The sequence below is a fragment of the Phytopseudomonas straminea genome (assembly GCF_900112645.1).
In the GTDB taxonomy this organism is placed as follows: Bacteria; Pseudomonadota; Gammaproteobacteria; order Pseudomonadales; family Pseudomonadaceae; genus Aquipseudomonas; species Aquipseudomonas straminea.
The window spans coordinates 1-21778 of the sequence record NZ_FOMO01000009.1; the positions used below are offsets into that span (position 1 = coordinate 1).

Genomic DNA, 21778 nt, shown 5'->3' on the forward strand with positions numbered 1-21778 from the left:
CCCGCTACGACAAGCTCGCCAGAAGTTTTGGCGCGATGGTCACGCTGGCTTGCGCGCTGCGATGCTTAAGGCAGTACTTTTCGTACAGAACCTAGCGCAATGCAGAGACTAAATAGCGAGGGCGTCCAGGTGAGCAAGATTCGCGGGGCTTGGGAGGCTGGCGCTGGTAGTACTAACACTGCCCAGTATATGCAAAATATAAGTGAGGGTATGTCAAGGGAGGCTGCTGCTTTGAATACTTGGACGGGCCGGATTGCGCAAAAGTATGGATATGATAAAGTCGAGAAGATAGAAGTTGTTGGGCATATTACTTATGTCACTTTTGGAAAATAAGCATCTGCTAAAAAAGATCTTGGATGGGGTTCCTCCTAGTGCTGTTCTGAATATGATACTGGAGGCGTCTCATGATTCAAATAAATATGATTTAGCTGATTTGTTTTTGGAGGAATTTGAGCGCTTGGACAGTAGGGTGCTTCCTGTGATATGGAAATGGAAAAGTATTAGGTCAAGTAGAGGGATGACTGATGAAGCGCTTGATGAAACACTATTGCTATTGATGAGGTCCGCTGGTTATGTGGTCTAGACAGGAAAAAAGGAGGTGGATTTATTTTTAATCTATAGGGGAAAGTGGCAATAGGGAAAAGGGGGTAGATTTATTTTCTCCTGATTGGCTAAGTTGAAGATCTCAATGGAAGGAGATTGTCATGCCAAGGGTTGAGCGCATTGTATTGCCGAACTACCCACGTCATGTGGTGCAGCGAGGGCATAACCGGCAGGTAGTGTTTGCCGCTGAGCAGGACTATCAGCGCTACATAGCAGATCTACACGAGTTGAAAGATGCGTTCGGGGTCAAGGGCTACGCTTATTGCCTGATGACGAATCATGTTCATCTGCTGCTAGCGCCCGACGAGAGCATTGCTTAGCTGATCCCGCTTTCAAGAGTCGAAGCAATCCCCCTGCTTCAAGGGCATAGAGTTCGTAGATAAAGAATCTCGTTTTTAAACGGCAGAGTAAGATTCTCATGCTGAGGTCATTCATGGGGATGTATGTTTCTATTGGTGAGGGTACTGGCTGGTCAGCATCTGGTGGGGTTTTTGATTGTATTGTTGAGGCGACGAGAGGGCTGTTCAAAGAAGATGAGCAATGTTGTCTTGAATCGATATATGCGCCGCTTGATGAGCAGGGGCAAAGCTTCATTGTTTTGGATTATGTAGATGAAGTTTGTTTTAATCTGTTTTATGCATATTGCAAGATGGCAATGGATGAGTTTCCGTTTTCGCAGAGGGCTGCACTTATTGCAGAGGCTAGGGTTCCTGGTGTCTTGTTTGGGTGGTCTGAGCTTTTAAAAATTATGCAGGCTGATCCTCGATATAGGGAGTCTTCGTAATTGGTATGGCTTTAATGAGGTGGGAGAAGCCTATTTTATCTATCGCGAGCGAATCTAAGGGCTATAGATATTGTTGAGATGGCTGAGGCTAATTTAAGGTGCCTATGGATTCATATGAAATTCGTGACTGGATACTGGCAGTTTTAGGTAGTCGCAAGAATGTTATCAGGCAAGAAGCTTTTCTTGATATTAATCACTATGTAGAGCACACAGAGTATGCGATGGCTTATGAGTACCTGTTGCTGGAATTGATGGAGAGTGATTCGTGCCTCTGTGAGCACCGCTCGGAGGTTCTGTGTATCGGCCTAGCACTAGGTCTGGATCAGGACTATCACTACGATGAGAATTTTTGGCGCAAGCTGGAAAATTTTTGTGCTCAAACTGATCTAGAAGTAGACGAATCAAAGCATTGATCGGATACGACCATTAGATACTCTACGTTCGCTGGATTTTGGATAGGGCCAAGGAGGCCATCATGCGTTTACTGCTGCTCACGCCACTGCTCTGCCTAGCTGGCTGCGCCATCACCAATTATCAAGAGGTGGCACCCGGTGAATATCGCCTTACTGCTCACGGCAACATTTTCCAGTCGAAAGAAACCTTGTTGAAATCCATCGAAAAGAAAGCGAGCAAACTCTGTGGTGAGCGCGGTTATGCCCTGGCTGGTGAGGGTGCACTGAGTACCGAGCCGGTTGTGTCTTACTACAACGGTCAGCAAATCAATGCGTCAGCAGTGCTGTTGACCGAAACTGCTCGCTGTGGGAATGCCGCAAAGCAGGCGCCTGCTCCGGCAGCTGCCGACGCGCCTTGAGATCACATAGTTCGCTCAAGCAGCTACAGCTCTGCCTGTAGTGCACTGCTCATGCTGTACAAGTATTGCAGCGCTGCGTGAGTTGCTGGTGAGTCGTCAGTTAGGCTGCTCAGCCAGGCTAGTTGGTGACTTCCGGCTGGAGCTGACCACCCTGCGCTCAGTCTCTGCAACCGCCCCAACTGCTCCCGCTCAGCCTCCAGTTCCAACTGCTTAACCCGCTCGCGCAGACCGCTCAGCGCCGAATCATGGGCGGCCGCTTCGCGCCACCTCTGACGTAGAGCTCGCAGCGGCTTCACCACCTCTTGCTGCCACGGCTCGGCGATGCGCCGCAGCTGCGCTTCGCGCTCCGCGTCATGGGCCACGCCTCGGCTGTCCAGCCACAGGCCGCAGAGCAGCAGGCAGACGTCTGCGCCGGCGGCCTGCAGTTCCAGGCAGGCGGCCTCGACGCCTGGGCGGGCGTAGAGGGTGGTGGCGAAGGTCCACAGGTCAGGGCTCATGCGTGCTCCGAGTATGCGGCGGGGGACTCTGGTAGAATCCGCCGCCATTATGATCCGACTCCAGAATCTTACCCTACAGCGTGGCCCTCAGCGTTTGCTCGAGAACGCCGAGCTGACCCTGCACGCCGGCCACAAGGCCGGCCTGATCGGTGCCAATGGCGCCGGCAAGTCCAGCCTGTTCGCGTTGCTGCGCGGCGAGTTGACGCCCGATTCCGGCGATTGCCTGCTGCCCGGCGACTGGCGCATCGCCCATATGCGCCAGGAGGTCGACACCCTCGACCGCCTGGCCGTGGACTACGTGCTCGATGGCGACCACAACCTGCGCCGCGTGCAGCGTGAGCTGGCCGCGGCCGAGCAGGGCCATGACGGCGCCGCCATCGCCCGCCTGCACAGCGAGCTGGACAGCGCCGACGGCTACACGGCTGACGCCCGGGCGCGCAAGCTGCTGGCCGGCCTGGGCTTCGACAACGCGCAGATGGATCGCCGCGTCGGCGACTTCTCCGGTGGCTGGCGCATGCGCCTGAACCTGGCCCAGGCGCTGATGTGCCCGTCCGACCTGCTGCTGCTCGACGAGCCGACCAACCACCTGGATCTGGATGCGATTCTCTGGCTCGAAGGCTGGCTGCAAAGCTATCCCGGCACCTTGCTGCTGATCTCCCACGACCGGGATTTCCTCGATGCCGTAGTCGACCACGTCGCCCATGTCGAGCAGCGCAAGCTGACCCTGTACCGCGGCGGCTACTCGGCCTTCGAGCGCACCCGCGCCGAGCGCCTGGCCCAACAGCAGCAGGCGTACGAGAAGCAGCAGGCGCAGCGCGCGCACATGGAAAAGTACATCGCCCGCTTCAAGGCCCAGGCCACCAAAGCCCGCCAGGCGCAGAGCCGCATTAAGGCATTGGAGCGCATGGAAGAGCTGAGCGCGGCGCACGTCGACTCGCCCTTCGATTTCGTGTTCCGCGAGGCCGACAAGATCTCCACACCGCTGCTCAGCCTCAGCGAAGGCCGCCTGGGTTATGGCGACAAGACCATCCTGCAGCAGGTCAAGCTGAGCCTGGTGCCGGGCGCGCGCATCGGCTTGCTTGGCCCCAACGGTGCGGGTAAGTCGACGCTGATCAAGAACCTCTCCGCCGAGCTGCAGCCGCTCAGTGGCAGCCTGACCCGCGGCGAAAACCTGGTGATCGGCTATTTCGCCCAGCATCAGCTCGATGCCCTGGACGACAAGGCCAGCCCGCTTTTGCACCTGCAGCGCATCGCACCGGCCGAGCGTGAGCAGACGCTGCGCGACTTTCTCGGTGGCTTCGATTTCCGCGGTGCGCGTTGCGACGAGCCGGTGGTGAATTTCTCCGGTGGCGAGAAGGCCCGCCTGGCCCTGGCGCTGATCGCCTGGGGCAAGCCCAACCTGCTGCTGCTCGATGAGCCGACCAACCACCTCGACCTGGAAATGCGCCTGGCATTGACCATGGCATTGCAGGAGTTCGCCGGCGCCGTGGTGGTGGTCTCCCACGACCGTCACCTGCTCAAGAGCACCACGGACGAATTCCTGCTGGTGGCCGATGGCCGCGTGGCGCCGTTCGACGGTGATCTGGAGGATTACGCCCGCTGGCTGGTCGACTATCGCCAGCGTCAGGCTGCGCCGGTCTCTGCAGCACCGGCTGCTGGTGCCGGCAACGACAAGCGTGGCCAGCGCCAGGCCGCCGCCGCGCTGCGTCAGCAACTGGCGCCGCACAAGAAGGCCGCCGACAAGCTCGAAGCCGAGCTCGGCCAGGTGCAGGCCAAGCTCGCGGCGCTGGAAGAACGTCTGGGCGATAGCGCAATGTACGAAGCCGCCCGCAAGGACGAGTTGCGCCAGGCCCTGGCCGAACAGGCGCAGCTCAAGACTCGCGAGGCTGAACTGGAGGAGGGCTGGCTCGAAGCCCTGGAAACCCTCGAAGCATTGCAACGCGAACTGGAGGCAGTGGTTTGAACCTGGAGCTGATCGATTGGGCCTGGCTGGTGTCCTGGAGCCAGCCGCTGATGCGCGCCGGTCAGGTGCTGCTGATCCTCATCCTGGCATGGATTGCCCAGCGCATCCTCACCCGCGGCATCACCCGCCTGGGCCAGCGTTACCCGCAGTTGCCGCCGGAGCTGCTGATGCCGCTGCGCGGCCTGACCCGCTGGCTGATTCTGGGCAGCGCCATCATGCTGGTGCTCGAGCGCCTTGGCGTGTCCGCCCAGGTGCTGTGGGGCGCGCTGACCGGTTTCGTGGCGGTGGCGGCGATCGCCTTCTTCGCGATCTGGAGCGTGCTCTCCAACATGTTCTGCACGCTGCTGATCTTCGCCCTCGGGCCGTTTCGTATCGGCGACTGCGTGGAGGTGCTGGAAAGCGCCGACAAGCCCGGCGTGCGCGGACGGGTGCTGGCCATCAACCTGTTCTACACCACCCTGGAAGACCTGACCGGCGATGCGCCGGGCACCTGGCTGCAGATTCCCAACAGCCTGTTCTTCCAGAAGGCGGTACGCCGCTGGCGCAACGGCGAGCTGCCGACGGCGCGCAAGATCGAGCCTTGATCAGAGGCGGTGCGGCGCTCATTTGGGGCCGTGTGCGCCGCCTGTGAAATAGCGTCTGCAGCCCCTGCCGCTGTTGCAGCAATTCAGGTAATTTCGACGTCTCGCTAATCCCTCACCGAGGTCGCCATCATGGCTCTGGAAACCTGGCTCGCTTTCTTCGTCGCCTGTTGGCTGATCAGTCTGTCGCCGGGTGCCGGTGCCATCGCCTCGATGTCGGCGGGGCTGCAATACGGCTTCTGGCGCGGCTACTGGAATGCCCTGGGCCTGCAACTGGGCCTGGCGCTGCAGATCGCCATCGTCGCGGCGGGCGTCGGCGCGGTGCTGGCCACCTCGGCCCTGGCCTTCAGCCTGATCAAATGGTTCGGTGTGGCCTATCTGGTCTATCTGGGCTGGCGTCAATGGAGCGCCGAGCCGGCGGACATGAACGTCGCGGGCGAGCGCCCCATCGGTCGGCCGCTGAGCCTGGTGCTGCGTGGCTTTCTGGTCAACTTCGGTAACCCCAAGGCCATCGTGTTCATGCTCGCGGTGCTGCCGCAGTTCATCAACCCCCATGCGCCGCTGACCGAGCAGTACCTGATCATCGGCGTGACCATGGTCACCGTCGACCTGATCGTCATGGCTGGCTACACCGGCCTGGCCGTGCGGGTGCTGCGTCTGCTGCGTACGCCGCGCCAGCAGCGCATCATGAACCGCAGTTTTGGTGCCCTGTTTGTGGGTGCGGCAGCGCTGCTCGCCACCGTTCGCCGCGCACCGCTCTAAGCATGCGTGTCTGGATCGACGCCGACGCCTGCCCGCGGCTGGCCCGCGATCAGGTGGTCAAGTTCGCCCTCAAGCGTAATTTCGAGGTGGTGCTGGTGGCTGGCCAGGCCGTGGCGCGGCCAAACTTCGCCTGTGTAAAGCTGATCGTGGTGCCCAGCGGCCCCGATGCGGCGGACGATTATCTGGTGGAGCACGCCGTGCCAGGCGAACTGGTGATCTGCAGCGACGTGCCGCTGGCCGACCGCCTGGTCAAGAAGGGCGTGTTAGCGCTGGATCCCCGCGGCCGCGAGTTCGACGAGCGCAATATGGGCGAGCGTCTGGCGGTGCGTAACCTGTTCACTGACCTGCGTGAGCAGGGGCAGGTCGGTGGTGGCCAGGCGGCTTATGGCGACAAGGATCGTCAGGCGTTCGCCAACTCGCTGGATCGGTTGTTGACGCGTTTGGCGCGGGGTTGAGTCTGAAGTCGTAGCCTGGGTGGAGCGAAGCGATACCCGGGCGAAGCAGGCTATTGAGCGATGTGCTCGTTGATGGGCTGCGCCCATCCTACGGATCTGATCGACCGATGTAGGAACGGGCGGGACGTCCCAGTCCATGCCCGTAAAGTCGCGCGCATGGCGCGCTCCCACATCGACTTGAGATCGCGCGCCTTATGCGATTAGCCGAAGCGAATCAGTCCCCAGGATGGAGCGGTCTGTCACTCGTGAGTCAGCTCCAGCACCCGGTCGACCAGCTTATTGATGCCCGAGGCCGCTTCGGCGATGGAGTTGGCGAGCATGTAGGCCGGGGTGGTGACCAGCTTGCGTTCGGGGTCTTCGACGATGTCCTCGACGTGACAGTCGACGTGCTCGGCGCCCATCTTGCCGAGGGCGGCGGCGGTATCGGCGTCGTTGCCGATGGTGCAGGTCACGCCGGTGCCAAAGATGCGCGCGGCCATGGCCGGGGCGATGCACATCAGGCCGATGGGTTTGGCGGCGCTGACGAAGGATTGCGCCGCTGCCAGTACATCAAGCTGCACGGTGCAGTCGGCGCCCTTGCTTGCGAAGTCGCTGAGGTTCTTGGCGGCGCCGAAGCCGCCCGGGATGATCAGCGCATCGAAATTGTCGGCACGCAGTTCGCGTACGTCCTTGACGTTGCCGCGGGCGATGCGCGCCGATTCCACCAGTACGTTGCGGGCCGGCTGCATTTCCTCGCCCTTGAGGTGGTTGATCACGTGAGCCTGATCGATATCGGGCGCGAAGCACTGCACCTGGGCACCACGCTGATCGAGGCGCAGCAGGGTGATGACGCTTTCGTGGATCTCCGCGCCGTCGTAGACGCCGCAACCGGAAAGGATCACTGCAACTTTCTTGTTCATCGACCAACTCCTGATGAAGGGCCAGCGCTGCGTCGAATGCGGCGCTCGCTTGAGAAAAACCTGCCTGAAAGTATGACTGGCCAGTCGTGGGATTGTTACAGCCTTTTGAACGCCTGCGCCGCGTTCGTCAAGCCAACGCTGATTAGTTCTCGCGCTGTCTGCGCCGGTACAGCCAGACGCCCAGGCCGAACACCAGCAGGGCGCCGAACAGGTAGGCTTGGATCTCGTGCAGTTCGCCGAGCAGGCCTTCCAGGGCGCGGCCGAGCTTGTAGGCCAGGGTGCCGAGCGCGATGGCCCAGATGGCGGCGCCGATGGCGTCGAGAATCACGTAGCGGCGTCGCGGATAGCCGGAAATGCCAATGGCCAGTGGCATCACCGTGCGCATGCCATAGAAGAAGCGAAAGCCCAGCACCCACAGGTCAGGGTGGCGGCGCAGGTACACCAGGGCCTTGTCGCTCAGCGCCTGCCACTTGGGCTTGCGTTCGAGAATGCGGCGGCCGTGACGGCGGCCCAGGTGGAACCACAGCTGGTCGCTGGCGTAGGTACCGATGAAGGCGAACAGCATCACCAGCTCGATCTGCAGGATGCCGCGCAGCGCCAGGTAGGCCGCCAGCAACAGCGACATTTCGCCTTCGAGAAAGGTGCCCAACGCGAGGGCCGGGTAACCGAAGTGCTGCAGCAGATTTTCCAGCATGTAGAGATGACCGTCGCAAATGGGTTGGCAAGGCTACGCCGTTCGACACTCTAAAACAGCATTTGTCGAAAACCCGTGAAATATCCCGAGCGCCGGAGCCCGCGGCGGATTTTGCGAGCTTTTGCGCGCCGGGATGTGCCTTACTGGCTGCGACGCACCGTCGCAGTATTCGTTGTGCTCGTCATCATTTAGTCATAATGGCGGCTTATAACTGTCACACTTCGCCCGTTCGAGCGGGCCCAGGAGTCTGCCGTGAGCTTTACCCCCGCCAACCGCCTGTTCCCTGCCACCCGCCTGCGTCGCAATCGTCGCGACGACTTCTCCCGGCGTCTGGTGCGCGAGAACGTGCTGACCACCAACGATCTGATCCTGCCGGTATTCGTGCTCGATGGTGAGAATCAGCGTGAGGCGGTGACGTCCATGCCGGGCGTCGAGCGGCTGTCAATCGACTTGCTGCTGCAGGAAGCGGAAAAGTGGGTGGCGCTGGGCATTCCGGCGTTGGCGCTGTTCCCGGTCACCCCGGCGGAAAAGAAAACTCTCGACGGTCGTGAAGCCTGGAACCCGGACGGCATCGCCCAGCGCGCCACCCGTGCGCTGCGTGAGCGCTTCCCGGAACTGGGGGTGATCACCGACGTGGCGCTGGACCCGTTCACCACCCATGGCCAGGACGGCATTCTCGACGAAGACGGTTACGTACAGAACGACATCACCGTCGATGCGCTGGTCAAGCAGGCGCTGTCCCATGCCGAAGCCGGCGCTCAGGTCGTCGCGCCGTCGGACATGATGGACGGGCGCGTCCAGGCGATCCGCGAAGCACTGGAACTGGCCGATCACGTCAACGTGCGGATCATGGCCTACTCTGCCAAGTACGCCAGCGCCTACTACGGCCCGTTCCGCGATGCGGTGGGTTCGTCGCTGAACCTGGGCAAGGCCAACAAGGCTTCCTACCAGATGGACCCGGCCAACAGCGACGAGGCCCTGCACGAGGTGGCCAGCGACCTGGCCGAAGGCGCCGACATGGTCATGGTCAAGCCGGGCATGCCCTATCTGGATATCGTTTCCCGGGTCAAAAGCGAATTCAAGGTGCCGACCTTTGTCTACCAGGTCAGCGGCGAATACGCGATGCATATGGCCGCCATCCAGAATGGCTGGCTGAGCGAGGCGGTGATTCTCGAATCGCTGACCGCCTGCAAACGAGCGGGTGCCGATGGCATCCTCACCTACTTCGCCGTGCGTGCGGCCGAACTCTTACGACAGGGGCAATAAGCCCTCCAGGGTAATTCAATGAGCAACGAAGGACTCAGTGAGAACGAACAGCTCGACGTAGCGGCAGTCAGCCTGCCGGTGGTCGACGAAGCACCGGTGGAAACAGTCGTGGAAACACCTGTAGTCGAAGCCGCGGCAACGCCCGTGGTGGTGCCGAGCCTGGATGACAGTAGCCTGTACATCCACCGCGAGCTGTCGCAGCTGCAGTTCAACATCCGCGTGCTGGAACAGGCGCTGGACGAGTCCTACCCGTTGCTGGAACGCCTGAAGTTTCTGCTGATCTTCTCCAGCAACCTGGACGAGTTCTTCGAGATTCGTGTTGCCGGTTTGAAGAAGCAGATCAACTTCGCCCGTGAGCAGGCCGGTGCCGACGGCTTGCAGCCGCACCAGGCGCTCTCGCGCATTGCCGAACTGGTGCACGAGCAGGTCGGCCGCCAGTACGCCATCCTCAACGATGTGCTGTTCCCCGAACTGGCCAAGCACGGCATCAACTTCATCCGCCGGCGTTACTGGACCACCAAGCACAAGGCCTGGGTGCGCCGCTATTTCCGTGACGAGATCGCGCCGATCATCACCCCGATCGGCCTTGACCCGACGCACCCGTTCCCGCTGCTGGTCAACAAGAGCCTGAACTTCATCGTCGAGCTGGAAGGCGTCGACGCCTTCGGCCGCGACTCCGGTCTCGCTGTTATACCGGCTCCACGTCTGCTGCCGCGCATCATCAAGGTGCCGGAAGAGGTGGGTGGCCCAGGTGCGAACTACGTGTTCCTGTCGTCGATGATCCACGCCCACGCCGACGACTTGTTCCCAGGCATGAAGGTCAAGGGCTGCTACCAGTTCCGCCTGACCCGTAACGCCGACCTGTCGGTGGATACCGAGGACGTCGAAGACCTGGCCCGCGCTCTGCGTGGCGAGCTGTTCAGCCGCCGTTACGGCGATGCCGTGCGCCTGGAAGTGGTCGATACCTGCCCGAAACACCTCACCGACCAGCTGCTCAAGCAGTTCGGCCTGTCGGAGCATGAGCTGTATCAGGTCAATGGTCCGGTCAACCTGACTCGCCTGTTCAGCATCACCGGCCTGGACAGCCACCCAGAGCTGCAGCACGCGCCGTTTACCCCGGTGATCCCCAAGCTGCTGCAGAACAGCGAGAACATCTTCAACGTGGTCAGCAAGCAGGACATTCTGCTGCTGCACCCCTTCGAGTCTTTCACGCCGGTCGTCGACCTGCTGCGTCAGGCCGCGAAAGACCCGCACGTGTTGGCGATCAAGCAGACCCTTTACCGCTCGGGCGCCAACTCGGAGATCGTCGACGCGCTGGTGGAAGCCGCGCGCAACGGCAAGGAAGTCACCGCGGTGATCGAACTGCGCGCGCGCTTCGACGAGGAGTCCAACCTGGCCCTGGCCAGCCGCCTGCAGGCAGCTGGTGCGGTGGTGATCTACGGCGTGGTCGGCTTCAAGACCCACTCGAAGATGATGCTGATCCTGCGCCGCGAGAACGGCGAGATCCGTCGTTACGCGCACCTGGGTACCGGTAACTACCACGCTGGTAACGCGCGGCTGTACACCGACTACAGCCTGCTGACCGCCGACGTGGCGCTGGGTGAGGACGTCTCCAAGCTGTTCAGCCAGTTGATCGGCATGGGCAAGACCCTGCGCATGAAGAAGCTGCTGCACGCGCCTTTCACCCTGAAGAAGACGCTGCTCGACCTGATCGCCAAGGAGACGGCGGCCGCAGCCGAGGGTAAGCCGGCGCACATCATCGCCAAGTTCAACTCGCTGACCGACGCCAAGATCATCCGCGCGCTGTACAAGGCCAGCCAGACCGGCGTGAAGATCGATCTGGTGGTGCGCGGCATGTGCTGCCTGCGTCCGGGCATTCCCGGCGTGTCGCACAACATTCAGGTGCGTTCGATCATCGGCCGTTTCCTGGAGCACACCCGCGTCTACTACTTCCTCAATGGCGGTGACGAGCTGATCTACCTCTCCAGCGCCGACTGGATGGAGCGCAACCTCGACAAGCGGGTGGAGACCTGTTTCCCGGTGGAGGGCAAGAAGCTCATCACGCGGGTCAAGAAGGAACTGGAGGCGTACCTCACCGACAACACCCACGCCTGGGTGCTGCAGCCCGATGGCCGCTACGTGCGGCTGTCGCCAACCGGCAACCAGAACTCGCGCAGCGCGCAAGCCAGCCTGCTGGAGAAGCTCAGCGCACCGGTGATCACCGCGCGCTGATCAGCTGGATAAGAAAACGGGCCCTCTGGGCCCGTTTTTTTTTATTTTGGCTAATTCAGAACCAGGCGTCCTGCATCGCCAGGCAGGTATCGTCGCGGCGCGCCAGAATATCCAGGTCGTGGTGGCAGCCTGGCACTTCGCGCAGCAGAAAGTAGCGCGCGGCCTGCAGCTTGCCGTCGTAGAAGTCAGCGTCCCCTCCTTTACCGGCCAGGCGGCCCTGTTCGGCGCGTACCGCCTGCTCCAGCCAGCGCCAGCCGAGCACCAGATGGCCGAAGGCTTTGAGGTACAGCGCCGAGTCGGCCAGCGCCGTATTGATGTGGCCCTGCTGCAAGTCGCCAAGTAGGCCTAGGGTGATTTCCGACAGGCGCTCCAGCAACGCCTGCAAGGCCTGGCGCAGGGCGTTCAGTTCGCTGAATGGCTCGGCACGCTGGCAGGTATCGAGAATCCGCTGGCGCAACGCCTGCAGGCCAGCGCCGCCATGCTGGCCAACCTTGCGGCCGAGCAGGTCGAGGGACTGGATACCGTGGGTGCCCTCATGGATCGGGTTGAGGCGGTTGTCGCGGTAGTACTGCTCCACCGGGTGGTCGCGGGTGTAGCCGTGGCCGCCGAGAATCTGGATCGCCAGGGCATTGGCCTGCAGGCAGTATTCGGACGGCCAGGATTTGGCGATCGGCGTGAGCAGGTCGAGCAATTGGGCGGCCTGTTCACGCTGGGCGGCGTCTTCGAGGGTCTGGCTGTCGTCGACCAGGCGCGCGCAGTACAGCACCAGGTCGAAACCACCCTCCACGTAGGCTTTCTGCGCCAACAGCATGCGGCGCACGTCGGCGTGCTCGATGATCGCCACCTGGCCGTCGGCCTGCTTGGCGTCGGGCAGGCGCCCCTGGGGGCGCTGGCGGGCGTAGTCGAGCGAATACAGGTAGCCGGCATAGCCGAGCATCACCGCGCCCATGCCGACGCCGATGCGCGCCTCGTTCATCATCTGGAACATATAGACGAGCCCGGCGTGGGGCTTGCCGACCAGATAGCCTATGCAATTGCCATGATCGCCGAAATTCAGCGCCGTGGACGTGGTGCCGCGCCAGCCCATCTTGTGGAACAAGCCGGCCAGGGTGACGTCGTTGCGAGCGCCGAGGCTGCCATCGTCATTGACCAGAAACTTCGGCACGATGAACAGCGAAATACCCTTCACACCGGCCGGCGCGTCAGGCAGGCGAGCCAGCACCAGGTGAACGATGTTCTCGCTGAGGTCGTGGTCGCCGCCGGAAATGAAGATCTTGTTGCCCTTGAGACGGTAGCTGCCGTCGCTCGCTGGCTCGGCGCGGGTGCGGATGTCGGCCAGGGAAGAGCCGGCGTGGGGCTCGGTCAGCGCCATGGTGCCGAAGAAGCGCCCCTCGATGATCGGCTGCAGGAAGCGGCGCTTCTGTATGTCATCACCAAAGGCTTCGATCAGATTGGCGGCGGCCATGCTCAGCAGGGGGTAGGACGCTGTGGCGATGTTGGCCGCCTGAAAGTGCGCGAAGCACGCCTGGGACAGCAGATTGGGCAACTGCATGCCGCCGAGCTCGAAATCCCGTGTGGCGTTAAGGAAGCCCGCCTCGTTGAAGGCCTGCAACGCCGGTTTTACCTCGGCGATCAGTTTGGCGCCGCCGTCGACGTACTGCGGCTCGTGCTCGTCGTTCTTGCGGTTGTGCGGGGCGAACAGGTTTTCGGCGATGCTGCGCGCGGTGCCCAGGGCGGCGTCAAAGGTTTCCCGGTTGTGCTCGCTAAAGCGCGGGCGCTGGCTGAGGGCTTCGGCATTAAGCACTTCGTAGAGTTCGAACGCCAGGTTGCGGGCGCTGAGCAGGGTATCGGACATGGTGGTTCTCCGCTGGAATGAGGCCAGTCTAGGGGCCTTACCACGCCTCGCCAGCATCATCGAAACCGGTGATATCCGGGGAGAAGTCGAGCGGCGTCGGGCGGGCGCTGCGTCAGGCGCCCAGGCCGGCTACAATTCGTCCCCTGCTCAGGAGCCGACGATGAATTACCGCCACGCCTTCCATGCCGGCAACCACGCCGATGTGCTCAAACACCTGGTGCTCTGCCGTCTGTTCGCGCTGCTGGCGCGCAAGGACGCGCCCTATGCCTACCTGGACAGCCACGCCGGCGTCGGCCTGTACGACCTGCAGGGCGATCAGGCCAGCCGCACCGGTGAATGGCGCGAAGGCATCGGCCGGCTCTGGGAGGCTACGGACGCGCCCGAGCCGTTGCTCGATTACCTGGAAGTGATTCGCGCGATGAACCCCGATGGCGTGCTGCGCCATTACCCAGGCTCGCCCGAGCTGGCCCGCCTGCAGACCCGCGAGCAGGACCGCCTGCACCTCAACGAAAAACACCCGGACGACGGCCAGGCGCTCAAGGAAAACATGGCCGGTGACCGTCGCGTTGCCGTGCATCTGGGCGAAGGCTGGCATCTGCCGCGGGCCTTGCTGCCGACTCGCGAGAAGCGCGCGGTGATGCTGATCGACCCGCCGTTCGAAAAGGCCGATGAGCTGGAGCGCTGCGTCACCGCCCTCAACGAGGCGATCGGGCGCATGCGCCAGACCATCGTGGCGATCTGGTACCCGATCAAGGACGAGCGCCAGCTCAAGCGTTTCTACCGGGACATGGAAAAGAGCGCCGCGCCGAAACTGCTGCGCGCCGAGCTGTTCGTCCATCCGGCCGACGAGGCCGGGCGCCTCAACGGCTCGGGCCTGCTGATCAGCAATCCGCCGTGGGGTTTGGAGGAGGAACTGCGTGCGCTGCTGCCATGGCTGGCCGAGCGCCTGGCGCAAAGCCAGGGCAGCTGGCGGCTGGACTGGCTGATCGCCGAGCAGCAGCCCTAGGAGCCTGTTCGCGATCTTTCAGCCTTTTGGCAGCTGAGTGGCAGAAGCGGATGGTGAATGCGTGCTTTTTGTAGGAGGGCTTTAGCCCCGAGCTCTTTACGCCCTCATAAAGCTCGGGGCTAAAGCCCCTCCTACGTTCTCACCCGCCGCTGTCTAGCGGCGTCGCGGATCGACGTAGTAGGTCAGCTGCTGGCGCGGGTTGAGGTATTCCAGCGCTTCAGACGGTAGTTGCGAAGGGCGGATGCTGGCGGCGATGGCCAGTTTCGGCTCGGCCTCCAGGTTGACGATCAGCGCTTCCTCCTTGGGCACTGCCGGATCGTAGATGATCAGGGTCGGCTTCATCGGCAGGGTCGGATGCATGCCCAGCACCAGCGCGTAGCGTTCGTCTTCAAGCTGAACCAGGCTGCCCGGCGGGTAGACGCCCATACAGCGAATGAAAGCTTTCAGGGCGACATCGTCGAAACGCACCCGATACTGTGGCAGGAACATCCGCGCCAGCGCCTCGTGGGGGCTCAGCGCCGTGCGCGGGTCGACCGGGTTGCACAGGTTGTCGAAGTGGTTGGCGATGCACACGATTCGGCTCAGCCGGCCGATGGAGGCCTCGCGCAACTGCTGTGGATAACCGCTGCCGTCACAGTGTTCGTGGTGCTCATGGATGATGCGCAGCACATCGTCGTCGAGCATCAACTTCTCGCCCATGCGCTTGCCGTACAGCGTGTGCATTTCCAGCAGCTGTTGCTCGGCGCGGGTCAGCGGTGGCGGTTTGAGCAGCACCTTGCTGGGCAGCTCCAGCTTGCCGATGTCATGTAGCAGGGCGCCCATGCCGAGCATGTGGCTGGCCTCAGCATCCAGGCCCAACTGACGACCGAGCATCATCGATAGCACGGTGACGTTCAGGGAATGCAGGTAAGCGTCTTCAGCAGCCTTGCCGTTGATGCTATGTAGGGCAACGCCGTCTTCGCCGAGCATGGTGGTAACCAGCTCGTTGACCAGCGCACCAGCCTGCTTGACCGATTCCTCCGGCTGGTTGCGCAGGCTCTGGTTGAGGGCCTTGACCCGCTGGCTGGCCTGGACGAAAGCGCGGTCGACCTCCGACAGGCGTTTGCGCAGCACGCTGAGCTGCTTGACCCGCGCCTGGCGTGCCTGCTCTTGGGGATCTGGCGGTGGAGGCGGTGCAGCAGGCTGTTCGACTGGCGCTTCGGCCAGCGGTAGCGGGTCGCAATCACTACGCGCCGGATCGTAGCGCAGGCGCTTGAGGCCCAGGGCGCGCAGCTGCTTGAGCTGGCTTTCGTCCTTGATCTTGAAATTGCTGAACGCGAACGAATGTTCCCACCAGCTCAGGTCGAGCTGGATGTACAGCCCGACGCAGAGCTGCTCGGGCGAAATGTAGGGCAGGTTGGCGGGCATCCGGTGCTCGTCGATTACTGGCTAATTGCCCACAAGTTTAGTCGGGCTGACGATGGGATGGCAGTAGTTCGTCAGGCCATCACGTCGATGCTGTTGCCCAGGTTTGGCGGATTGACGGGGCTACTGGCAGGCGAAGCGGCCTGCACCAGGCCGCCGACGCTGGCGGCCTGCAGCTCAAGCGTCTTGCGCAGCAGCAGGAGCGACATCTGCGCGGAGAACTGCGCCGATGCCTGACTCGATACCTGACTGGCAATGCTGCTCAACTCCACGTCCGTCTGCTCCTGTTACTGAGGTGGCAGGCACACACCCGTGCCGCCCAGGCCGCAGTAACCTTCCGGGTTCTTGGCCAGGTACTGCTGGTGATAAGCCTCAGCGTAGTAGAAGGTCGGCGCGGAGGCGATCTCGGTGGTGATGTCGCCCAGGCCGGCCTTGCGCAGCTCTGCCTGGAACTGCTCCTGGCTGTGCTTGGCGGCAGCGAGTTGCTGCTCATCGACGCAGTAGATGGCCGAGCGATACTGGCTGCCGATGTCGTTGCCCTGGCGCATGCCCTGGGTCGGGTTGTGCACTTCCCAGAATACCTTGAGCAGATTTTCGTAGCTGGTCAGCTTGGGATCGAACACCACCAGCACAACCTCGGCATGGCCGGTCAGGCCCGAGCAGGTTTCCTCGTAGGTTGGGTTTGGCGTGTAGCCGCCGGCGTAACCAACCGCGGTGGTCCATACGCCAGATTGCTGCCAGAAACGGCGCTCGGCGCCCCAGAAGCAGCCCAGCCCGAAAATGGCGGTCTGTAGGCCTGCAGGGAATGGGCCCTTGAGCGGGTTGCCGTTGACGAAGTGCGCCTCGGGAACCGAGATCGGCGTTTCACGGCCCGGCAAGGCCTGCTCGGCGCTGGGCAGTTCGAGCTTTTTGGTGAGGATTTCCGAGCGTAGAGCCATGGTGGAGGTTCTCCAAATCGATGTTCTGGGTAGACCGCGGCGGCTGACGGAGGTTGATTACCGTCTGGCGGTCGGGCGTCGCGAGTAGCGCTTGAGACTTTCTACCAGATCACGGCCCGCAATGGGGCGATCGAATAGATAGCCCTGGCCGATATCGCAGTTCTGACGACGCAGGAAGGTCAGCTGTGCCGGCGTCTCGACGCCCTCGGCGACGACCTTGAGCTTGAGATTGTGGGCCATGGCGATCACGGCAGAGGTGATTTCCATGTCGTCCTCGTTTTCAGGAATGTCCTTGATGAAGCTGCGATCGATCTTGATCACGTCGATGGGGAATTTTTTCAGGTAGCTGAGCGACGAATAGCCGGTGCCGAAGTCGTCCATGGCCAGGGTTAGGCCCAACTGCTTGAGTTCGTTGAGCTGGCTGCGTGTGCTGTCGGTGGCTTCCAGCAGCAAGCCTTCGGTGAGCTCCAGTTCGAGCAGTTCTGGCGCCAACTGCTCCTCTTGAAGAATGGTGGCGATGGAGCCAACCAGGTCCGGGTCGCTGAACTGCTTGGGCGACAGGTTGATGGCCACCTGCAGGTTACCTAGCCCGACCGCGGTAAGTTGCTTGCTCATGCGGCAGGCCTGGCGCACCACCCACTTGCCGATCGGCACGATGAGGCCGGTTTCCTCGGCCACGCTGATGAACTGATCCGGGCGGATCATGCCCTTTTCCGGATGCTGCCAGCGCAGCAGCGCCTCCATACCCAGCAGCTGGCCAGTCTTGAGGCACAGCTTGGGCTGGTAGAACACTTCCAGTTCGTTTTGAGTCAGGGCGCGTCGCAGGTTGTTCTCGACGAACAGCTTGTAGTTGGCCTCGGCATTCAGGGCATCGGTGAACACTTGCATCTGGTGTTTGCCGTTGGCCTTGGCCTTGTGCAGCGCCAGGCCGGCATGTTTCATCAGCGTCTGCGGGTCGGCGCCATGCTCGGGCGAGCTGGCCAGGCCCACGGAGCCGCTGATGATGATCAGTTGATTGTCGACGAACAGCGGCTTGTCGAGGGTTTCCAGCACCTGCTGGGCAATTTCCTGTCCGCGCTGGCTCTCGCAATTATCGAGCAGGATGGCGAATTCGTTGCTGGCAAAGCGCGCCAGGGTGCCTTCGCCGCTGAAACTGTTGCGCAGGCGTTTGGCAAGGCTGACCAGCAGTTTGTCGCCGGTCTGGTGGCCTAATGTGTCGTTAATGCGCTTGAAGTTATCGATATCCACCAGCAGCAGGCTGACCGGCGCGGTGTCACTGCTGAAGCGCTGCTCCAGCGCACGGATGAAGGCGTAGCGGTTGCCGAGGCCGGTGAGGTTATCGCTATAGGCCAGGCGCTCGATGCGCTGCTGAGACTGCTTGGTCTCGGTGATGTCTTCATAGATGCCGATGTAATGGGTCAGGCTGCCGTCGTCGGCATGTACCTTGGAGATCGAGAACTGGCTCCAGTATGGCTCCAGGTTCTTGCGCCGGCTCTTGAACTCGCCCTGCCAGCTGTTCTGTTCGGCAAGGCCCGAGTCGGTGTTGAACAGCAGGTCACTGAGGTTTTCCAGGGCCGGCAGCTCGGCGAGCTGGCGGCCTTGCACTTCATCGGCGCTGTACTGGGTGATGGCCGTGAAGCTGGGGTTCACGTACTCCACCATGCCGTCGCGGTTGAGCAGGATAAAGGCGCTGGCGCTCTGCTCGACGGCGCGCTGGAACAGGTACAGGGCACTGGTGGCGTTGCGTCGTTCCTGATTGCTGAGCACGTTGGCGTACTGGTCGGCCAGCTCGCCGGCGAAGGCCACTTCGTCCGCCTGCCAGGTACGTGGGCCACCGGTGTGTTCCAGGCAGAGCACGGCCACCAGTTCGCCGCCGACGCGGATGCTGGCGTCGAGGATCGCGGTCACCGATTTGGGCCGCAGGTAGTCGTCGAACAGCTCGCGAGTGCGCGGGTCGTTCTCTGCGTCGTGGGCGTCGAGCGCCCGGCCTTCCTTGAGCGCGCGCAGGTAACTGGGATAACGGCGACCGTCTATCGGCGGCGGCATCTCGTGATGCCCCTGTTCCTGCACATAGAGTGCTACCGGCTCGAGGGTGTCGCCGTTGATGTGCCAGATGCCGGCCCGTGCCACATCGTATATCTCGCAAGCGCTGCGGGTGATCAGTTCAGCGGCTTCCCGGCATGGGTCGGTGCCCTGGTAGCGTTGGCTGGCCAGGCGCACGATGAGCTGCTGCTGGGCTAGGGCACGTGACTGGTGTTGCAGCAATTCGGCTTGGCTGCGCTGCAGGTCCTCCAGCGCTGCTGACGGCTGCATGGTGGGGGTCAAGTCGCCCGGCTCTTCGCTGATTACCAGCAGGTAGCCGCGTAGAAGGGCGCGTCCGCGCTGCTTGAAGGGCTCGCCCAGCTCCATCAACTTCAGAGGACCTTGGGGCGTGTGCAGGGTGTAGCGCACCAGATAATGCGAATTATCGACGAGCTGTTGCTGAATGGAGTCGTGCAGACGGTAGCGTTCCTCAGGCTCCATCAGACTGGCATAAGGCGTTTCCACCAGGTTGCATAGATCACTGGGAGGAATGCCGAACTGCTTTTCGCAGCTCGCATCGATGAACAGCAGGAGCCAGTTCGGCTCATTCATCCGCTCGAAACGCATCATGCCGAGCCGAGAGGGCACGGGCAATTGCGTGACGACCTCGGCCATGGCACGGCCTGTGGCATCGGGATGACTTTTCATCGAATGGCGTTATCCATCGGCTGGCACAGGCTATTGCCCGGCCCTACCACTATAGCGCTAACAGGGTTGAATACAGTATTGGTTGCAGCTCCGCACAGGCGATAGCCGGCCTAGGTTGCACCATGGCAGTAGCGGCTGACAAGGAATCTAATGGCATTGTGACGTCTTTATTTTAACTTGCTGATTTGAAAGAGATATTGCAGAAAGAAAAACCTGTAATCCGAGGTGATTAAGCCGATGATCGGTCAAAAAAAACCCCGCCTGATTGGGCGGGGTTGAGGATACGAGCGTGGCGCTCGAAAGGTGTCGTTTACAGCAGCATGGTGCGGATGTCGTTCAGCACATCACCCAGGCGCTTGGTGAAGCGGGCAGCTGCTGCGCCGTTGATCACGCGGTGATCGTAGGACAGCGACAGCGGTAGCATCAGCTTGGGCTGGAAGGCTTTGCCATCCCATACCGGCTGGATGGTCGCCTTGCTGACACCGAGGATCGCCACTTCCGGCGCGTTGACGATCGGCGTGAAGCCGGTGCCGCCAATGTGGCCGAGGCTGGAGATGGTGAAGCAGGCACCCTGCATGTCGTCAGCCGACAGCTTCTTGTTGCGCGCTTTCTCGGCCAAGGCAGCGGCTTCGGCAGCCAGTTGCAGCAGACTTTTCTGGTCGACGTTCTTGATTACCGGCACCAGCAGGCCATCCGGGGTATCGACGGCGAAGCCGATGTGCACGTACTTCTTGCGGATCACGGCCTTGCCGCTTGGCGCCAGCGAACTGTTGAAGTCCGGCAGTTCCTTGAGCAGGTAGGCGCAGGCCTTGAGCAGCAGTGGCAGCACGGTCAGCTTGACGCCCGCTTTCTCGGCGACAGCTTTCTGGGCAACGCGGAAGGCTTCCAGCTCAGTGATGTCGGCCGAATCGAACTGGGTCACGTGCGGCACGTTCAGCCAGCTGCGGTGCAGGTTGGCCGCGCCGACCTGCATCAGGCGGGTCATCGGCACTTCTTCGACTTCACCGAACTTGCTGAAATCGACAGTCGGGATCGGCGGAATGCCGGCGCCACCGGTTGCACCGGCAGCTGCGGCAGGAGCCGACTTGGCTTTCTGCAGCTCGGATTTGACGTAGGCCTGCACGTCTTCCTTGAGGATGCGACCTTTCGGGCCACTGCCAGGTACCGAACTCAGCTCGACGCCAAACTCGCGGGCCAGCTGACGCACCGCCGGGCCGGCGTGCACCTTGCTGCCGTCGCGGCTTGGCGCGGCCGCAGGGGCGGCCTGCGGCGTAGCCTTGGCCGGTGCGCTGCCCTGCACGTTGGCCGGCTTGGCCTGCTCGGGTGCAGCGGCTGGCGCCTGGGCTGCAGCCGGCTTGGCGGCAGCCTTGCCCTGGACCTTGAGGGTCAGGATCAGGTCGCCGGTCTTGGCCTGGTCACCGACCTTGATGGCGATACTTTCGATCACGCCAGCTTTGGGAGCCGGGATCTCCATGCTCGCCTTGGCCGACTCCAGGGTGATCAGCGATTGCTCGGCTTCCACGCTGTCGCCTACCTTGACCAGCATCTCGATGACGCCGGCAGCGTCGGCGCCGATGTCCGGGATACGCACTTCTTCAGTGCTCTCACCGGCCGGCTCTTCGGCAGCGGCAGTCGCTGGTGCTTCGGCCTGGGCCGGAGCGGCCGTAGGCGCTGGCGCGATGGCGGCCTGCTTCTGAGCGCCGCCGGCGCCCTTGAGCACCAGAATCAGGTCGCCGGTGCCGACTTCGTCACCGACCTTGACCGATACGCTTTCCACTACGCCGGCAGCCGGCGAGGGGATTTCCATGCTGGCCTTGTCGGACTCGAGGGTGATCAGCGATTGATCGACCTCGATGGTGTCGCCCGGCTTGACCGCCACTTCGATGATGCTCGCCTTGGCGCTGGAACCGATGTCCGGCACCTTGACTTCCTGAGGCTCGGCGTTGCCTGCCGACTGAGCTTGCGGCTCGGCAGCCGGCTCCTCGGCAGCAGCCGGTGCTGCCTGTTCTGAAGCCTGCTCCTGCTTCTGCTCTGCCGGAGCGGCTTCGGCATCGCCTTCCACGTCCAGCTCGAGCAGCTCGTCACCTTCTTTCAGGGTGTCGCCTAGCTTGACCTTTAGGCTCTTCACGACGCCGGCCTTGGGGGCCGGGATTTCCATGCTGGCCTTGTCCGACTCGAGGGTCAGCAGGCTCTGGTCGGCTTCGATGCGGTCGCCGACCTTAACGAACAGCTCGATGATTTCACCTTCACCGCCGCCAATATCGGGTACGCGAATCAATTCACTCACAATGCGTCTCC

General features: G+C 62.1%; 20 protein-coding genes and 2 pseudogenes. 13 read left to right on the forward strand and 9 right to left on the reverse strand.

Translation table 11 applies throughout. The features are described from left to right. The 6 genes and pseudogenes from BM279_RS23235 to BM279_RS18815 form a co-directional block, all read left to right on the forward strand. Positions 1-95: pseudogene (locus BM279_RS23235) on the forward strand (IS5/IS1182 family transposase); the annotation flags it as partial. A gap of 34 nt (positions 96-129) precedes the next feature. After that, complete coding sequence (locus BM279_RS23240; RefSeq protein WP_143103621.1) at positions 130-333, forward strand: hypothetical protein; 204 nt, start codon at positions 130-132, stop codon at positions 331-333. 371 nt (positions 334-704) lie between these two features. Beyond that, a pseudogene (locus tag BM279_RS18805) lies at positions 705-920 on the forward strand (transposase); the annotation flags it as partial. Between the two features lie 116 nt (positions 921-1036). Further along, positions 1037-1387: a hypothetical protein gene (locus BM279_RS23245; RefSeq protein ID WP_143103622.1), complete on the forward strand. Its 351-nt coding sequence runs from the start codon at positions 1037-1039 to the stop codon at positions 1385-1387. 104 nt (positions 1388-1491) lie between these two features. Next, complete coding sequence (locus BM279_RS23250) at positions 1492-1800, forward strand: hypothetical protein (protein ID WP_143103623.1); 309 nt, start codon at positions 1492-1494, stop codon at positions 1798-1800. A 62-nt stretch (positions 1801-1862) separates the two neighbouring features. Further along, the gene (locus BM279_RS18815) at positions 1863-2198 is read left to right on the forward strand and encodes a hypothetical protein (RefSeq protein ID WP_093506264.1); all 336 of its coding nucleotides are present in this window, start codon (positions 1863-1865) and stop codon (positions 2196-2198) included. Positions 2199-2221: 23 nt separating this feature from the next. Here BM279_RS18815 and BM279_RS18820 read toward each other — a convergent pair whose 3' ends face one another. Next, the gene (locus BM279_RS18820; RefSeq protein ID WP_244154189.1) at positions 2222-2695 is read right to left on the reverse strand and encodes a TIGR02444 family protein; all 474 of its coding nucleotides are present in this window, start codon (positions 2693-2695) and stop codon (positions 2222-2224) included. 49 nt (positions 2696-2744) lie between these two features. Between BM279_RS18820 and BM279_RS18825 the strand changes: the two genes are divergently transcribed. From BM279_RS18825 to BM279_RS18840, 4 genes are all read left to right on the forward strand, one after another. Next, positions 2745-4658 carry an ATP-binding cassette domain-containing protein gene (locus BM279_RS18825; RefSeq protein ID WP_093506266.1) on the forward strand — a complete coding sequence of 638 codons (1914 nt, stop codon included), beginning with the start codon at positions 2745-2747 and terminating at the stop codon, positions 4656-4658. 50 nt (positions 4659-4708) lie between these two features. Further along, a complete protein-coding gene (locus tag BM279_RS18830) occupies positions 4709-5242 on the forward strand; it encodes a mechanosensitive ion channel family protein (protein WP_085983472.1) in 534 nt (177 codons plus the stop codon). A 129-nt stretch (positions 5243-5371) separates the two neighbouring features. Then, complete coding sequence (rhtB, locus tag BM279_RS18835; RefSeq protein ID WP_027904350.1) at positions 5372-6001, forward strand: homoserine/homoserine lactone efflux protein; 630 nt, start codon at positions 5372-5374, stop codon at positions 5999-6001. A gap of 2 nt (positions 6002-6003) precedes the next feature. Next, on the forward strand, positions 6004-6456 hold the full coding sequence (locus BM279_RS18840; protein ID WP_013793279.1) for a YaiI/YqxD family protein: 453 nt from the start codon (positions 6004-6006) through the stop codon (positions 6454-6456). Between the two features lie 239 nt (positions 6457-6695). Here the strand turns inward: BM279_RS18840 and elbB are convergent, their stop codons facing one another. Together elbB and BM279_RS18850 are read right to left on the reverse strand one after the other, a co-directional pair. After that, positions 6696-7355, reverse strand: a complete 660-nt coding sequence (elbB, locus tag BM279_RS18845; protein WP_093506268.1) for an isoprenoid biosynthesis glyoxalase ElbB — start codon at positions 7353-7355, stop codon at positions 6696-6698. Positions 7356-7497: 142 nt separating this feature from the next. Continuing rightward, positions 7498-8049: a DedA family protein gene (locus BM279_RS18850; protein WP_093506270.1), complete on the reverse strand. Its 552-nt coding sequence runs from the start codon at positions 8047-8049 to the stop codon at positions 7498-7500. Between the two features lie 252 nt (positions 8050-8301). On the opposite strand from BM279_RS18850, the gene hemB reads away from it, so the two are divergent. Further along, a complete protein-coding gene (hemB, locus tag BM279_RS18855) occupies positions 8302-9315 on the forward strand; it encodes a porphobilinogen synthase (protein WP_093506272.1) in 1014 nt (337 codons plus the stop codon). Between the two features lie 18 nt (positions 9316-9333). Further along, a complete protein-coding gene (ppk1, locus tag BM279_RS18860) occupies positions 9334-11547 on the forward strand; it encodes a polyphosphate kinase 1 (protein WP_093506274.1) in 2214 nt (737 codons plus the stop codon). A 55-nt stretch (positions 11548-11602) separates the two neighbouring features. On the opposite strand, the gene BM279_RS18865 is transcribed toward ppk1, so the two are convergent. Next, entirely contained in the window at positions 11603-13402 is a 1800-nt protein-coding gene (locus BM279_RS18865) for an acyl-CoA dehydrogenase (protein WP_093506276.1), read from the reverse strand. A 160-nt stretch (positions 13403-13562) separates the two neighbouring features. Between BM279_RS18865 and BM279_RS18870 the strand changes: the two genes are divergently transcribed. Beyond that, complete coding sequence (locus BM279_RS18870; protein WP_093506278.1) at positions 13563-14408, forward strand: 23S rRNA (adenine(2030)-N(6))-methyltransferase RlmJ; 846 nt, start codon at positions 13563-13565, stop codon at positions 14406-14408. Positions 14409-14561: 153 nt separating this feature from the next. Here the strand turns inward: BM279_RS18870 and BM279_RS18875 are convergent, their stop codons facing one another. From BM279_RS18875 to aceF, 5 genes are all read right to left on the reverse strand, one after another. Beyond that, positions 14562-15815 (reverse strand): HD-GYP domain-containing protein, encoded by a 1254-nt coding sequence (locus BM279_RS18875; protein ID WP_093506280.1) that lies wholly within the window; start codon positions 15813-15815, stop codon positions 14562-14564. A gap of 71 nt (positions 15816-15886) precedes the next feature. Continuing rightward, complete coding sequence (locus tag BM279_RS18880; protein ID WP_093506282.1) at positions 15887-16084, reverse strand: putative motility protein; 198 nt, start codon at positions 16082-16084, stop codon at positions 15887-15889. Between the two features lie 15 nt (positions 16085-16099). Further along, on the reverse strand, positions 16100-16750 hold the full coding sequence (msrA, locus tag BM279_RS18885; protein WP_093506284.1) for a peptide-methionine (S)-S-oxide reductase MsrA: 651 nt from the start codon (positions 16748-16750) through the stop codon (positions 16100-16102). 57 nt (positions 16751-16807) lie between these two features. Further along, positions 16808-19480 carry a putative bifunctional diguanylate cyclase/phosphodiesterase gene (locus tag BM279_RS18890; protein WP_093506286.1) on the reverse strand — a complete coding sequence of 891 codons (2673 nt, stop codon included), beginning with the start codon at positions 19478-19480 and terminating at the stop codon, positions 16808-16810. A gap of 310 nt (positions 19481-19790) precedes the next feature. Next, the gene (gene aceF, locus BM279_RS18895; protein WP_093506288.1) at positions 19791-21767 is read right to left on the reverse strand and encodes a dihydrolipoyllysine-residue acetyltransferase; all 1977 of its coding nucleotides are present in this window, start codon (positions 21765-21767) and stop codon (positions 19791-19793) included. Between the last annotated feature and the right edge of the window lie 11 nt (positions 21768-21778).